The organism is Streptomyces sp. NPDC001315, from assembly GCF_042896175.1.
GTDB lineage: Bacteria > Actinomycetota > Actinomycetes > Streptomycetales > Streptomycetaceae > Streptomyces.
In genome coordinates this window covers 14,901-28,066 of record NZ_JBIAWZ010000028.1, presented here as the reverse complement: position 1 = coordinate 28,066, position 13,166 = coordinate 14,901, and the positions used below count along the sequence as shown (strand labels likewise).

Genomic DNA, 13,166 nt, shown 5'->3' with positions numbered 1-13,166 from the left:
GACGCGCCCGGTAGGCTTTCCGGCAGGCCGTGACTGGCGCGCTGGGATGGGACGGACCATCGGGGAGCGGCCTGTGAATGATCAGTGCCGTGCGCCTGGGCCGACCCGTGAACCGTGACCGTGCAAGCCACGCCGCCCGGAGGCCGAGATGACAGAGCAGCAGCCCCTCTCCACCGAGTCCACCGCCTTCCGCGCCGCCCTCGACGTGATCCGCGCCGTCGAGCCGCGCGTCGCCGACGCCATCGGCCAGGAGGTCGCCGACCAGCGCGAGATGCTCAAGCTGATCGCCTCCGAGAACTACGCCTCCCCGGCCACCCTCCTGGCCATGGGCAACTGGTTCAGCGACAAGTACGCCGAGGGCACCGTGGGCCGCCGCTTCTACGCCGGCTGTCGCAACGTCGACACCGTCGAGTCCCTCGCCGCCGAACACGCCAAGGAGCTGTTCGGCGCCCGCCACGCCTACGTCCAGCCGCACTCCGGCATCGACGCCAACCTCGTCGCCTTCTGGGCCGTCCTCGCCCAGCGCGTCGAGGCTCCCGCCCTGGAGAAGGCCGGCGTCCGCCAGGTCAACGACCTCTCCGAGGCCGACTGGGCCGAACTGCGCCGCGCCTTCGGCAACCAGCGCATGCTCGGCATGTCCCTGGACGCCGGTGGCCACCTCACCCATGGCTTCCGCCCGAACATCTCCGGCAAGATGTTCGACCAGCGCTCCTACGGCACCGACCCGGCCACCGGCCTGATCGACTACGAGGCCCTGCGCACCTCTGCCCGCGAGTTCAAGCCGCTGATCATCGTGGCCGGCTACTCCGCCTACCCCCGTCTCGTGAACTTCCGCGTCATGCGCGAGATCGCCGACGAGGTCGGTGCCACGCTCATGGTCGACATGGCGCACTTCGCGGGCCTGGTCGCCGGCAAGGTCCTCACCGGCGACTTCGACCCGGTCCCGCACGCCCAGATCGTCACCACGACCACCCACAAGTCGCTGCGCGGTCCGCGCGGCGGCATGGTCCTGTGCGACGACTCCCTCAAGGACCAGGTCGACCGCGGCTGCCCGATGGTCCTCGGCGGCCCGCTCCCGCACGTCATGGCCGCCAAGGCCGTTGCCCTCGCCGAGGCGCGTCAGCCCGCCTTCCAGGACTACGCCCAGCGCATCGTCGACAACTCCCGGGCGCTGGCGGAAGGCCTCATGCGGCGGGGCGCCAGGCTCGTGACCGGCGGTACGGACAACCACCTCAACCTGATCGACGTCACCTCCTCCTACGGACTCACCGGCCGCCAGGCCGAGGCAGCCCTGCTCGAGTCCGGCATCGTCACCAACCGCAACGCCATCCCGGCCGACCCCAACGGCGCCTGGTACACCTCCGGCATCCGCATCGGCACCCCCGCCCTGACCACCCGTGGCCTGGGCACCGCCGAGATGGACGAGGTCGCCGGCCTCATCGACCGCGTCCTGACCACCACCGAGCCCGGCACCACCTCCAAGGGCGCCCCCTCCAAGGCCCAGCACGTCCTCGACCCGAAGATCGCGGACGAGATCTCCCGCCGCGCCACCGACCTCGTGTCGGGCTTCCCGCTGTACCCGGAGATCGACCTCGGCGCCTGACACCCCGTTCCCGGCGAGGGGCTAAAGATCGATCAGCTCCTGGCGTGGTTCCTCCCGCGGCGGTCCGGCTCCGTGCCGGGCCGCCGCGCGGCGTATCAGCAGCGAGCCGCCGACGCCGGCTGCGAACCCCGCGGCCAGGCCGGGCACGGCCCACCAGGCACTGCTTGCGGCCCGGCCGGCCTCGTGCCCGGCGGCCCCGCTTCCAGCGGGCCCGTCGCCGACGCTGTCGAGCACTCCCTCCCGGTCGAGTCGCACGAAGACCGAGCGTGGCGCCCGGTGCCAGCGGATGTCGTCGTCGTCCACGTCCGGCGCAGGATCCGAGCGCACCCAGGGCGTGCCGTCCGCCGCCACGACCAGCTGGTCCTGCCGCTCGACGGCCACGTCACCGCCTGGCGGCCGGTTCGTCTGCGGCCAGCCGCCGACACCCGTCAGCCCCCAGACCACGGTCATGCGCACCGGCGGATGACGGCCTTCCGCCCAGGCATCCGGCACCCGCTCCGTCCCGGTGTACGTCGGCTGCAGCAACTGCCACAGGCCGGCGAAGACCGTCTCCCCGGAGCGCGCCACCGTCGTCCGCCCCGAGCCGCCCGCGACGATCAACGCCAGATCCGGGACGTCCCGGTCCGGCCAACGCGCCTGCGCCGCCGCGTCGGGCGTCGGCAGTCCGCACAAGACCACCGCCGCTGTCACCGGTACGAGAGCGGCGAGCCGTACTTTCGTCCGTCTCCATTGCCGTGCCATTCGTCCCCCTCCCGGCCCCGTGCAGGGCGTCATACGTCCCGCAGTTCCTGCCGCGGACCCGGCTCCCGCCTCAGACGGTCCAGCGGCAGTCGCGCGACGAGCGGTCGCAGGAGCAGCGCCAGCACGGCTCCGGCCGCCGCGCCCGGCAGGCCCCACCACCAGTCGATGCCGCCGTCCGTCGCCGGTGTGCCGGTCCGCAGCGTGGTCGTCTTCGTGTCGGGAGTGGTGGCGGCCGACGGCTCCGACTGCCAGGGCGCCGGGAAGATGCCGGTGTAGCCCTCGCCCGTGACTTTGCCCATCACGCTCAGCTCGGTGAGGAGGGCGCGCAGTTGGGCGGGGTGGTCGGCGCGGTGCCAGTAGCCGTTCGGCGACTCGGGCACATTGGCCGCCGTGTGGATCCAGACGGCCCCGGGCTTGGACTCGACGGGGAAGACCTGGTCCATCCGCCACGGCGCTATGTCGTGCGCCATCCAGGTGACGTTGATCTGACGTGCTCGGACCAGGTCGGCCTCGGGCGGCTTGTCACGGGTGCCGCTGTTGGTGGGGCCCAGCAGTTGTTGCAACTGGTCGTACTCCTTGTCGGAGTAGTACAGCGCGGTGGCCTCCCCGCTCGCAGGCGAGGTCACCAGCACGCTCGTAGGCCCACCGGCCAAGGCGGACGACGCGCCCCACACCATCAGGGCCAGCGCCACCGCCAACGCCCCCATCAACGCGGTCAGTTCACGTGTCCTGCCCCTCCACCTGCGCATCCCATCCCCCAACCAGTCCGGTACCGAGCGGCCCGCCCGCGAGCCGCGTGTCACTTCTGGTACACCGCCCGACCGGCCGGGGTTCCCACCCCGCGGGCACTATTTCGAGGACTTCTTCGCGGAGTCCTCCGGCCACTGCCCGACGGACTTCGCGATCTCCACCGCCCGTGCCTTCGACGCCACCCCCTCCAACCGGATCGTCACCTCCCCGGCTTCGGTTCTGTGGGGCCACAGCAGCGTCGGCCCGGCCGTCCTCTTCGTGCGCGTGTAGTGGTCCCCGTCCGGGGCCACCAGCCAGAAGCTCAACAGATGCGGCCGCGGGAACCACAGGGCGACGTCCACCACGCCGTCGGCACCGGGCGTCCCGCCCATCGAGATCCACTCCGGCCGCTCGCGCGCGCTCTTGGTGAAGCCGACGTCCAGGCCCGCCGGATATTCGTCCAGCCGTATTACCTGCCCGTGCTCGCGCCAGCACAGCGTCATCAGGGACCGCCCCCGTGGCTCACCGGTCACGGTCACCGCGTCCGGCACGCCGAGTGCCCCCGGCACCAGCGGCTCGAACCCGGCCAGGCGCTCGGCCTGCGCGAGTGACACCGAGCGGCCGCAGCCAGGGACCTCGGCGCCCGGCGAGGGCACCGCCGACGGGTCGTACCGCACCTCGACGCCCCCGAAGTCGAACCAGTCGATGACCGCGGCCCGCACCGGGGGCGTGAGCGCGAGGACCGTCAGCAGGCCGCACAGCGCCGCCGTCAGGGAGCGCCACCGCGCCCGTGTCCAGCGCCGGACCGCCCGCAGCCGCTCGCCGGCCCCCGGCGGCTCGGCCACCGGGACCGGGACCGCCTCGGCGAGTATCTGCTGCAGCACCCGTTCGACCATCGACTCGGCCCCGGTCGCGTCCGGCACGTCCAGCGACCGCCCCAGCGCCCGCAGCTCCTCCGGCAACCGAGAGACACGCTCACGCGGCTCGCCGCCGGTGCCCTCACCGTCGTACGACTCATTCACGCTCATCACCCCCTTTCCGCCCTTCCCGCGGCTGGAATTCCGGCAGCAACCCGCCCAGCTTGCGCAGCGCGCGGTTGAGCCGGGACTTCACCGTGCCGCGGGGCCAGCCCAGCGCCTGGGCGGTCTCGGGCTCGTCCATCTCCAGGAGATAGCGGTAGGTGACGACCAGGCGGTGTTCCTCGCTCAGCTTCTCCAGGGCGGCCAGCAGCGCCGAGCGGCGCTCCGTCTCCAACGTCGCCATCGCCGGGTCCGCGGACTCCGGTATCAGCGGCTCCGCCTCCGCGAAGGCCGCCTCCCGGCCGGCGAGCGTGCGCTGCCGCGCCGCTGTCCGCACTGTGTTCCTCGTCTCATTGGCGACGATCGCGAGCAGCCACGGCTTGAACGCCGCGCCGTCCCTGAACCGCCCCAGCGAGCAGTAGGCCTTCACGAAGGCCTGCTGCACCACGTCCTCCGCGTCCGCACTCGCCCCGAGCGCCGCGGCCGCCCGCAGAGCGATGCCCGTATGGGCCCGCACCAGCTCCGCGTACGCCTCCGGCTCTCCGGCGCGTACGCGTGCGATCACCGCGGCCTCATCGACGATGCGGCCCCCCTCCCGCGTCCTCACATTGTTGTTACACCGCGGGAGGCGGATCGGTTCCCATCTGTTTCGGACCAGTTCCGGATCGGCCCGCCGGACCTGAGAGAATGGTGAGCATGGCCTCTGATCGCCTGCCCGTCACCCACCACCACCCTCAGAGGAACGGCTCCGCCATGTCGAGTAGTTTGCGTGTGCTCTCCGGAATCCAGCCCACCGCAGGCTCGTTCCACCTCGGCAACTACCTCGGCGCCGTCCGCCAGTGGGTGGCCCTGCAGGAGTCCCACGACGCGTTCTACATGGTCGTCGACCTGCACGCGATCACGGTTCCGCAGGACCCGGCGGAGCTGCGCGCCAACACCCGTCTGGCCGCCGCCCAGCTCCTCGCGGCCGGTCTCGACCCGGAGCGCTGCACGCTCTTCGTGCAGAGCCACGTGCCCGAGCACGCCCAGCTCGCCTGGGTCATGAACTGCCTCACCGGCTTCGGCGAGGCCTCCCGCATGACCCAGTTCAAGGACAAGTCCGCCAGGCAGGGCGCCGACCGGGCGTCCGTCGGTCTGTTCACGTACCCGGTCCTCCAGGTCGCCGACATCCTGCTCTACCAGGCGAACGAGGTCCCGGTCGGCGAGGACCAGCGCCAGCACATCGAGCTCACCCGCGACCTCGCCGAGCGCTTCAACGGCCGCTTCGGCCCGACCTTCACCGTCCCGAAGCCGTACATCCTCAAGGAGACGGCGAAGATCTACGACCTTCAGGACCCGTCGATCAAGATGAGCAAGTCGGCGTCCACGCCGAAGGGCCTCATCAACCTCCTCGACGAGCCCAGGGCCACCGCCAAGAAGGTCAAGAGCGCGGTCACCGACACCGACACCGTCATCCGCTTCGACCCGGAGAACAAGCCGGGCGTGAGCAACCTGCTCTCCATCTATTCGACCCTCACCGGGGCGGGTATCACCGAACTGGAAGAGAAGTACGACGGCAAGGGCTACGGTGCGCTCAAGACGGACCTCGCCGAGGTCATGGTCGAGTTCGTGACGCCGTTCCGGGAGCGCACCCAGCAGTACCTGGACGACCCGGAGACGCTGGACTCGATCCTGGCCAAGGGCGCGGAGAAGGCACGCTCCGTCGCCGCGGAAACCCTCTCCCAGACGTACGACAGGGTCGGATTCCTGCCCGCCAAGCACTGAGGCGTACCACGGCACACGCACCACTGGGCAGAGCGCTGCACATCACTACGGCTGCGCCTGCCCACGGCGCAGCCGTGGCCTTACAGTCGATAGCCGGACGGCTGAGAACAAACCCGGCACGTACCCGGCGTACACCCGAGACGACGACAGGAGATGACGTGGGGACCGTAACGATCGGCGTGTCGATCGCGGTCCCGGAGCCTCACGGCAGCCGGCTCCAGGAGCTGCGCGCGGGCTTCGGCGACGCCGCGGCTCACGGCATCCCCACGCACGTCACCCTGCTGCCCCCGACAGAGGTCGACGCCGGCCTGGTCCCCGCGGTCGAGGCGCACCTGATCGAGGTCGCGGGCATCGGCCGTCCCTTCCCGATGCGGCTGTCCGGCACCGGCACCTTCCGGCCCGTGTCGCCGGTGGTGTATGTGCGGATCGTCACGGGCGCCGAGGCCTGTACCTGGCTGCAGCAGCAGGTCCGCGCGGCCTCCGGGCCGGTGGCGCGGGAACTGCAGTTCCCGTACCACCCGCACGTCACGGTGGCGCACGGCATCGACGACGCGGCCATGGACCGCGCCTTCGAGGAGCTCGCCGGCTACGAGGCCGAGTGGCCGTGCACCGGCTTCGCCCTGTACGAGCAGGGCGCCGACGGCGTGTGGCGCAAGCTGCGGGAGTTCCCCTTCGGGGGAACGGTGGTGCCGCCGCAGGGGAGCCACGTGGAGCGCGGCTCCATCCCCACGGGCTAGGGCCCACCCCCAGAACCTGTCCTTCCGGCAGCCACCGGCAGCCGCCGCTACACCGGCAGCCGTCGGAACACCGATCGCGGCAGGTGCCGCAGCGCCGACATCACCAGGCGCAGCGCTCCCGGCACCCACACGATCTCCGAGCGTCGGCGCAGTCCCAGCTCGATGGCCGTCGCGACCGCTTCCGGTGTCGTCGCGAGCGGTGCCTCCTCCAGTCCGGCGGTCATCTTCGACCGGACGAACCCGGGGCGTACGACCATGACGTGCACGCCGGTGCCGTGCAGTGCGTCGCCCAGGCCCTGGGCGAAGGTGTCCAGGCCGGCCTTGCTGGAGCCGTAGATGAAGTTCGAGCGGCGGGCGCGCTCGCCGGCGACGGAGGAGAGCACGACGAGCGAGCCGTGGCCCTGGGCCTGCAGCGCCCGGGCGCTGACCAGTCCGGCGGACACCGCGCCCGTGTAGTTGGTCTGCGCGACGCGCACCGCGTTCACCGGTTCACGCTCGTCGTGCGCCTGGTCACCGAGGACGCCGAAGGCGAGCAGGACCATGTCGATGTCGCCCTCCGCGAAGACCTTGCCGAGCACGGTCTCGTGGGAGTCGGGGTCGAGCGCGTCGAAGGCGACGGTGTGGACGTCGGCGCCCAGCGCGCGCAGCTGTGCCGCGGTCTGGTCGAGGGCGGGGGACGGGCGTCCGGCCAGCCATACCGTGCGGGTGCGGCGGGCGACGAGGCGGCGCGTGGTGGCCAGCGCGATCTCCGACGCACCGCCGAGGACGAGCAGGGACTGGGGGATTCCGAAAGCGTCCTTCATGACAGCTCCTAGCGATTCCAAGCGATGGATCGGTTCTCAGAGGCCGAGGCGCCGGGACAGGTCGGACGTGAAGACTCCGCGGGGGTCGAGCTCCGCGCGCAGTTCGCGGAAGTCGGCGAGCCGCGGGTACATCGCGCCGAGCAGCTCGGGCCGCAGCCGGGAGTCCTTGGCGAGGTAGACGCGGCCGTCCGCGGCGGCGACCTGGGTGTCCAGTTCGTCGAGGAAGGCGCCGAGGCCGGGCAGCCCGGCCGGAATGTCCAGGGCGAGGGTCCAGCCGGGGACGGGGAAGGAGAGCCAGCCCGGGTCGGCTTCGCCGAAGCGCTTGAGGACGGCCAGGAAGGACGGGCAGCGATGCCGTGCGATGCGGTGCACGATCCGGCGCAGGGCCTCCTCCTGGCCGTGTCCGAGGACGAACTGGTACTGCACGAAGCCGCCGCGGCCGTAGATCCGGTTCCAGTGGGGGACCCCGTCCAGGGGGTGGAAGAAGGCGGAGATCTTCTGCAGTTCGCCGGTACGCGCGCGTGGCGCCTTCCGGTACCAGAGTTCGTTGAACAATCCCACGGTCCTCCGGTTGAGCAATCCCTCCGGCAGGAAGGTGGGCGCGGCCGGCAGCTGGAACGGCCGGAAGGAGAACGGGTCCCTACGCGCGCGTGCGCCTTCGGGCAGCGCGTCCAGCGGCGCGTGGTCGCCGCGCGTCAGCACCGCGCGGCCCGTCGCCGCACCGCGCGCCACCAGGTCGATCCACGCGACCGAGTAGCGGTACAGGTGGTCGGTGGCCGTCAGGCGTGCCATCAGGTCGTCGAGGTCCGTGGCGCGCTCGGTGTCGACCGACATCAGCGAGGTCTCGACGGGCTGGAGTCGAAGGGTGGCGGTGAGGATCACTCCGGTCAGGCCCATGCCGCCCGCGGTCGCGTCGAACAGAGGGGTGCCGTGGCTCACCGTGTGGATCGAGCCGTCCGCGGTGAGCAGTTCCAGCGACAGCACATGGCGGGAGAAGGAGCCCGACACGTGGTGGTTCTTGCCGTGGATGTCCGCGCCGATGGCCCCGCCGACCGTCACATGACGCGTGCCGGGGGTCACCGGTACGAACCAGCCGAGCGGCAGCAGGACCTGCATCAGCCGGTGCAGGGAGACGCCCGCGTCGCACAGCACGGTTCCGCCGTCGGCGTCGATCGCGTGGACGCGGTCCAGGCCGGTCATGTCGAACACCGCCCCGCCGGCGTTCTGCGCCGCGTCTCCGTACGCCCGTCCCAAGCCCCTGGGGATGCCACCGCGAGCCCCGCAGTCCCGGACGGCGGCCGCGGCCTCCTCGTACGTCCTGGGCCGGATCAGACGGGCTGCGGAGGGAGCGGTGCGGCCCCATCCCGTGACGGAAACGGTGTCGACAGACATGTCGGTGACCGTATCGCCCTTGTATAAGGGATTAGTTCTGGAACATAGGTATCCTCCCCGAAATGGGTGATTAATGGGATGTCGCTCAATATTGCCGGAGTTACAGCGGTATCGGCGTGAACAGTGAATCCACATGGACCACATGGACCACATGGACCACCGAGACGACCTCGACCACCGAATGCTTTCGGCGCTCCGCACCCTCGGCGCGGACCCGCGCGTCGCGGATGCCGCCCGGGCCCTCTCCCGGGCTGGGGAGCACGGCGCGCTGTGGGTCGCGGCGGGCCTCGCGGGAGCCGCCGTGGACGGCGCGCGACGCGGTGCCTGGTTGCGCGGAACAGCGCTCACCATGGGCGCGCACATCGTCAGCATGGGTGTGAAGAGGGTCGTGCGCCGTCCGCGCCCCGCGCACGTCGAGCCCCTCGTACGCACTGTCGGACGGCACTCCTTTCCCAGCTCGCACGCGACCTCCGCCGCGGCAGCCGCCGTCGCCTACGGAACGCTGGGCGCGTACGCCGTCCCGCCGCTCGCCGCCGCGATGTGCCTCTCGCGCCTGGTCGTCGGCGTCCACTACCCCTCGGACGTGGCGGCGGGCGCCGCCCTGGGAGCGCTCACGGCGCGTCTGGGGGCGCGTTGGATGACCAGGGGTGCCCATGACTGAGACAGCGCCTCTTCCGGGCACGGCCCGCTCCACGGAGACGTCCCTCCTCGAGCAGCGCACCCGGGGCGGGCGGCCCACGCCACGCCCACGCGAGGGCGCTCTCCTGCACGGCCTCCTCAGGACGGCGCGCCCCAAACAGTGGGTCAAGAACGTCCTGGTCGTCGCCGCCCCGGCCGCCGCCGGCCGGCTCTTCTCCGTCCACGCCCTCACCCAACTCGCCCTGGTCTTCATCCTGTTCACCGCCTGCGCCGCCGGTGTCTACCTGGTCAACGACGCCCGCGACGCCGAGGCCGACCGTGCCCACCCCACCAAGCGCCACCGCCCGGTCGCCGCCGGGCAGGTCCCGGTGCCGGTCGCGTACGCCGCAGGAGCCGTCCTGGCCGTCCTGGTGCCGGCCGCCGCGGCCTGGCTGACCTCGCCCGCCGTCGCGGCGCTGCTGACGGCGTACATCGGCATGCAACTGGCGTACTGCGTCAGCCTCAAGCACGTCCTCGTCGTGGACCTCGCCGTCGTCACGACCGGCTTCCTGATGCGGGCGATGGTCGGCGGGCTCGCGCTCGGCATCCCGCTCTCACGCTGGTTCCTGATCACGACCGGCTTCGGCGCGCTGTTCATGGTGGCGGCCAAGCGCTACTCCGAAGCGGTCCAGATGGCCGGAAAAGCCGGCGCCACGCGCGCGTTGCTCACCGAGTACACCACCGGCTACCTGCGCTTCGTCTGGCAGCTGGCCGCCGGAGTCGCCGTCCTCGGCTACTGCCTGTGGGCGCTGGAGGAGGGCGGGGTCCCGCACACCGGCCTGCTGCCCTGGCGCCAGCTGTCGATGGTCGCCTTCATCCTGGCCGTCCTGCGCTACGCCGTCTTCGCCGACCGCGGCACCGCGGGCGAACCCGAGGAGGTCGTCCTGCGCGACCGCGCGCTCGCCGTCATCGGCCTGGTCTGGCTCGCGATGTACGGGCTGGCGGTGGCCAATTGGTAGGACGGCCGGTGAGACGGCCGGCGAAACGACCGACGAGCCCTCCGCCGCGCCGCGACCCCCTGTGCTCCGCCGCCGTCGGCTCCGTGCCGCGCCGCAAACTCCTGAGCTTCGCCGCCGTCGGCTCCGTGCCGCGCCGCGAACTCCTCGGCTTCGTCACCGTCGGCTTCTTCGCCTACGCGGCCGACCTGGCCCTCTTCACATACCTGCGCGGCCCCGCCGCCCTCGACCCGCTCACCGCCAAGGCACTGTCCTTCGCCGCCGGCTGCACCGTCGCCTACGCGGGCAACGCGCTCGGCACGTACCGGGGCCGCGGCGGCTCCCCCTGGCGCCAGTACGCCGTCTTCCTCGCGGTGAACGTCGCCGGCGCGCTGGTCCAGCTGCTGTGCCTGACCGTGAGCCACTACGGCCTCGGCCTCACCTCTCAGCGCGCGGACACCGTGTCCGGTGCGGGAATCGGCATGGCGCTGGCCACGCTCCTGCGGTTCTGGGGTACCAGGACACTGGTCTTCCGCAACGAGGGCAGGGTCGGACCATGGACTGGCTGAAGAAGCTCCCCGGGATCGGGCCGTTGGCCACGCGCCTGATGGCCACGCACGCGTGGCGCTCGTACGAGCGTCTCGACCGGGTGAAGTGGACGCGGCTCGCCGCCGCGATGACGTTCATCAGCTTTGTCGCGCTCTTCCCACTGCTGACGGTGGCCGCCGCGATCGCCGCCGCCACGCTCAGCACCGAACAGCAGAAGACGCTGCAGGACAAGATCGCCGAGCAGGTCCCTGGCATCTCCGACCAGCTCAACCTGAACGCCCTGATCCAGAACGCTGGCACCGTCGGTCTCATCGCCGGCGCCGTCCTGCTCTTCACCGGCATCGGCTGGGTCGGTCAGATGCGCGACTGTCTGCGCGCCGTGTGGGAGCTGCCCGACAGCGAGGAGAACCCCCTCCTGCGCAAGGCCAAGGACGCCGGCGTCCTCGTCGGCCTCGGCGGCGCCGTGCTGGTCACGCTCGGCGCCTCCACCGTCGCCTCCGCCGCCGTCGGCTGGAGTTCCCGGCAACTGGGGCTCGCCGAGCAGGGCTGGGGCAGCGTCCTGCTGCGGATCGCCGCGTTCGCCGTCGCCGTACTCGCCGACTTCCTGCTGCTCCTGTACGTCCTCACCCTGCTGCCCGGCGTCGAACCGCCGCGCCGCCGCCTCCTCGTCGCCGCGCTGATCGGCGCGGTCGGCTTCGAGCTGCTGAAGCTGCTGCTGAGCGGCTATATGCAGGGCGTGGCCACCAAGAGCATGTACGGGGCGTTCGGTGTCCCCGTCGCCCTGCTGCTGTGGATCAATTTCACCGCGAAGCTGGTGTTGTTCTGCGCCTCCTGGACGGCGACGCAGAGCAAGGACATCGAGGTCAGCGGCGGCGACGCACCAGATCGGGCAGCGGCCACCGGCGGTTGATCAGGAACGCCCCGACCGCGAGCAGCACCAGCAGCCCGCCGGTGACGGCCAACGCGGTCCCGATGCCGCCGGCGCCGTCCTCGGCCGAGGACGCGGCCACCGGCTTCGCGGACCCCGCGCCGCTGTCGGCGCCGCCGGCCTCACCGGCCGAGGCGGTGGCAACCGGCCGGGTGCTGGCCTGGGCGGTGCCCTTCGGGGCCACCAGTTCACCCACCGGCTGCACCTTGCCCGCCGCCTTGAAGCCCCAGTCGAAGAGCTTCGCGGTCTCCTTGTAGACCTCGTTGTGCTCGCTCTTCTCCGGGTTCATGACCGTGACGAGCAGCACCCGGCCGTTGCGCTCGGCGACGCCGGTGAAGGTGGCGCCCGCGTTGGTGGTGTTGCCGTTCTTGACGCCCGCGATGCCCTGGTAGACCGAGATGTCGCTGTCGCCGCTGAGCAGCCGGTTGGTGTTCTGGATCTCGAAGGTCTCGCGGACCGTCTTGCCCTTGTCGTTCTTCGTCGTCCCGCCCGGGAACTCGGCCCGCACGGTCGAGCAGTACTCCCGGAAGTCCTTCTTCTGCAGCCCCGAGCGGGCGAACAGCGTCAGGTCGTACGCGGAGGAGACCTGCCCGCCGGCGTCGTAGCCGTCCGGGGTCACCACGTACGTGTCGAGCGCCTGGAGCTCCTCGGCGTGCTCGTTCATCTCCTTGACGGTGTTGCCGACGCCCTGGTTCATCGACGACAGCACGTGCACGGCGTCGTTCCCGGAACGCAGGAAGACGCCGAGCCACAGGTCGTGGACCGTGTAGGTCTCGTTCTCCTTTATCCCGACCATGCTGGAGCCGGACCCGATGCCCGCCAGGTCGGCGGAGGTGACCTTGTGCTTCTGGGTGCTCGGGAACTTCGGCAGCAGGGTGTCGGCGAACAGCATCTTCAGCGTGCTCGCCGGGGGCAGCCGCCAGTGGGCGTTGTTCGCGGCGAGCACCTCGCCGGACTCGGCGTCGGCGACGATCCAGGAGCGCGCGGTCAGGCCCTTCGGCAGGACGGGGGCGCCGCTGCCCAGATTCACCTGCGTCCCCGCCCGGCCGAGCTGCACACCGCCCACGCTCGACATGTTCACCGGGGGAGTGGCCGACGGACTGGTCGAGGGAGTGGCCGACGGGCTCGTCGACGGGCTCGGGGCCGCGAAGGAGACGGGCGCGGTGAGTGCGAGGGACAACAAGGTCGCGGAGGTGACCAGCAGGGGTCGCCTGACGGTCTTCTGGGGTGCGGGCACGAGCGAGAAGGTACATGCCACACCCCGCGAACTCCCAGCACCCACCCCACC

The 13,166-nt window shown here is 71.4% G+C and carries 14 protein-coding genes and 1 riboswitch; of the genes, 7 read left to right on the top strand and 7 right to left on the bottom strand.

Annotated elements, in window-relative coordinates:
• The first annotated feature begins 19 nt into the window (after window positions 1-19).
• Window positions 20-108: riboswitch (ZMP/ZTP riboswitch) on the top strand.
• A gap of 40 nt (window positions 109-148) precedes the next feature.
• Window positions 149-1,603, top strand: a complete 1,455-nt coding sequence (locus ACFY16_RS38785) for a glycine hydroxymethyltransferase (RefSeq protein ID WP_390651936.1) — start codon at window positions 149-151, stop codon at window positions 1,601-1,603.
• Window positions 1,604-1,624: 21 nt separating this feature from the next.
• Here ACFY16_RS38785 and ACFY16_RS38780 read toward each other — a convergent pair whose 3' ends face one another.
• From ACFY16_RS38780 to ACFY16_RS38765, 4 genes are all read right to left on the bottom strand, one after another.
• Window positions 1,625-2,344, bottom strand: coding sequence for a hypothetical protein (locus tag ACFY16_RS38780; RefSeq protein ID WP_390651935.1), 720 nt, complete (start codon window positions 2,342-2,344; stop codon window positions 1,625-1,627).
• Between the two features lie 29 nt (window positions 2,345-2,373).
• Entirely contained in the window at window positions 2,374-3,093 is a 720-nt protein-coding gene (locus ACFY16_RS38775; protein WP_390651934.1) for a hypothetical protein, read from the bottom strand.
• Between the two features lie 99 nt (window positions 3,094-3,192).
• Window positions 3,193-4,101: a hypothetical protein gene (locus ACFY16_RS38770; RefSeq protein ID WP_390651933.1), complete on the bottom strand. Its 909-nt coding sequence runs from the start codon at window positions 4,099-4,101 to the stop codon at window positions 3,193-3,195.
• Window positions 4,088-4,699, bottom strand: a complete 612-nt coding sequence (locus tag ACFY16_RS38765; RefSeq protein ID WP_390651932.1) for an RNA polymerase sigma factor — start codon at window positions 4,697-4,699, stop codon at window positions 4,088-4,090. The genes ACFY16_RS38770 and ACFY16_RS38765 overlap by 14 nt, the downstream gene beginning before the upstream one ends.
• Window positions 4,700-4,845: 146 nt before the next feature.
• Here ACFY16_RS38765 and trpS point away from each other — a divergent pair, with 146 nt between their 5' ends.
• Together trpS and ACFY16_RS38755 are read left to right on the top strand one after the other, a co-directional pair.
• On the top strand, window positions 4,846-5,856 hold the full coding sequence (trpS, locus tag ACFY16_RS38760; protein ID WP_390651991.1) for a tryptophan--tRNA ligase: 1,011 nt from the start codon (window positions 4,846-4,848) through the stop codon (window positions 5,854-5,856).
• Between the two features lie 158 nt (window positions 5,857-6,014).
• On the top strand, window positions 6,015-6,593 hold the full coding sequence (locus tag ACFY16_RS38755; RefSeq protein ID WP_390651931.1) for a 2'-5' RNA ligase family protein: 579 nt from the start codon (window positions 6,015-6,017) through the stop codon (window positions 6,591-6,593).
• A 47-nt stretch (window positions 6,594-6,640) separates the two neighbouring features.
• Here ACFY16_RS38755 and ACFY16_RS38750 read toward each other — a convergent pair whose 3' ends face one another.
• Both ACFY16_RS38750 and ACFY16_RS38745 read right to left on the bottom strand, forming a co-directional pair.
• Window positions 6,641-7,396 carry a decaprenylphospho-beta-D-erythro-pentofuranosid-2-ulose 2-reductase gene (locus tag ACFY16_RS38750; RefSeq protein WP_390651930.1) on the bottom strand — a complete coding sequence of 252 codons (756 nt, stop codon included), beginning with the start codon at window positions 7,394-7,396 and terminating at the stop codon, window positions 6,641-6,643.
• Between the two features lie 36 nt (window positions 7,397-7,432).
• Window positions 7,433-8,788 carry an FAD-binding protein gene (locus ACFY16_RS38745; protein WP_390651929.1) on the bottom strand — a complete coding sequence of 452 codons (1,356 nt, stop codon included), beginning with the start codon at window positions 8,786-8,788 and terminating at the stop codon, window positions 7,433-7,435.
• 151 nt (window positions 8,789-8,939) lie between these two features.
• Between ACFY16_RS38745 and ACFY16_RS38740 the strand changes: the two genes are divergently transcribed.
• From ACFY16_RS38740 to ACFY16_RS38725, 4 genes are all read left to right on the top strand, one after another.
• Entirely contained in the window at window positions 8,940-9,449 is a 510-nt protein-coding gene (locus tag ACFY16_RS38740) for a phosphatase PAP2 family protein (RefSeq protein ID WP_390651990.1), read from the top strand.
• Window positions 9,442-10,425 carry a decaprenyl-phosphate phosphoribosyltransferase gene (locus ACFY16_RS38735; RefSeq protein WP_390651928.1) on the top strand — a complete coding sequence of 328 codons (984 nt, stop codon included), beginning with the start codon at window positions 9,442-9,444 and terminating at the stop codon, window positions 10,423-10,425. The genes ACFY16_RS38740 and ACFY16_RS38735 overlap by 8 nt, the downstream gene beginning before the upstream one ends.
• Window positions 10,426-10,508: 83 nt before the next feature.
• Window positions 10,509-10,970 (top strand): GtrA family protein, encoded by a 462-nt coding sequence (locus ACFY16_RS38730; RefSeq protein WP_390651989.1) that lies wholly within the window; start codon window positions 10,509-10,511, stop codon window positions 10,968-10,970.
• Window positions 10,958-11,860: a YihY/virulence factor BrkB family protein gene (locus tag ACFY16_RS38725; protein WP_390651927.1), complete on the top strand. Its 903-nt coding sequence runs from the start codon at window positions 10,958-10,960 to the stop codon at window positions 11,858-11,860. The genes ACFY16_RS38730 and ACFY16_RS38725 overlap by 13 nt, the downstream gene beginning before the upstream one ends.
• On the opposite strand, the gene ACFY16_RS38720 is transcribed toward ACFY16_RS38725, so the two are convergent.
• Window positions 11,814-13,115, bottom strand: coding sequence for a D-alanyl-D-alanine carboxypeptidase family protein (locus ACFY16_RS38720; protein ID WP_390651926.1), 1,302 nt, complete (start codon window positions 13,113-13,115; stop codon window positions 11,814-11,816). The genes ACFY16_RS38725 and ACFY16_RS38720 overlap by 47 nt on opposite strands.
• Window positions 13,116-13,166 lie beyond the last annotated feature (51 nt).

Excerpts from the sequence above, each read along its gene's own strand:
- ACFY16_RS38785 (WP_390651936.1), top strand. The coding sequence starts at position 149 with ATGACAGAGCAGCAGCCCCTCTCCACCGAGTCCACCGCCTTCCGCGCC.
- ACFY16_RS38780 (WP_390651935.1), bottom strand. The coding sequence starts at position 2,344 with ATGGCACGGCAATGGAGACGGACGAAAGTACGGCTCGCCGCTCTCGTA.
- ACFY16_RS38775 (WP_390651934.1), bottom strand. The coding sequence starts at position 3,093 with ATGCGCAGGTGGAGGGGCAGGACACGTGAACTGACCGCGTTGATGGGG.
- ACFY16_RS38770 (WP_390651933.1), bottom strand. The coding sequence starts at position 4,101 with ATGAGCGTGAATGAGTCGTACGACGGTGAGGGCACCGGCGGCGAGCCG.
- trpS (WP_390651991.1), top strand. The coding sequence starts at position 4,846 with ATGTCGAGTAGTTTGCGTGTGCTCTCCGGAATCCAGCCCACCGCAGGC.
- ACFY16_RS38750 (WP_390651930.1), bottom strand. The coding sequence starts at position 7,396 with ATGAAGGACGCTTTCGGAATCCCCCAGTCCCTGCTCGTCCTCGGCGGT.
- ACFY16_RS38745 (WP_390651929.1), bottom strand. The coding sequence starts at position 8,788 with ATGTCTGTCGACACCGTTTCCGTCACGGGATGGGGCCGCACCGCTCCC.
- ACFY16_RS38740 (WP_390651990.1), top strand. The coding sequence starts at position 8,940 with ATGGACCACCGAGACGACCTCGACCACCGAATGCTTTCGGCGCTCCGC.
- ACFY16_RS38735 (WP_390651928.1), top strand. The coding sequence starts at position 9,442 with ATGACTGAGACAGCGCCTCTTCCGGGCACGGCCCGCTCCACGGAGACG.
- ACFY16_RS38725 (WP_390651927.1), top strand. The coding sequence starts at position 10,958 with ATGGACTGGCTGAAGAAGCTCCCCGGGATCGGGCCGTTGGCCACGCGC.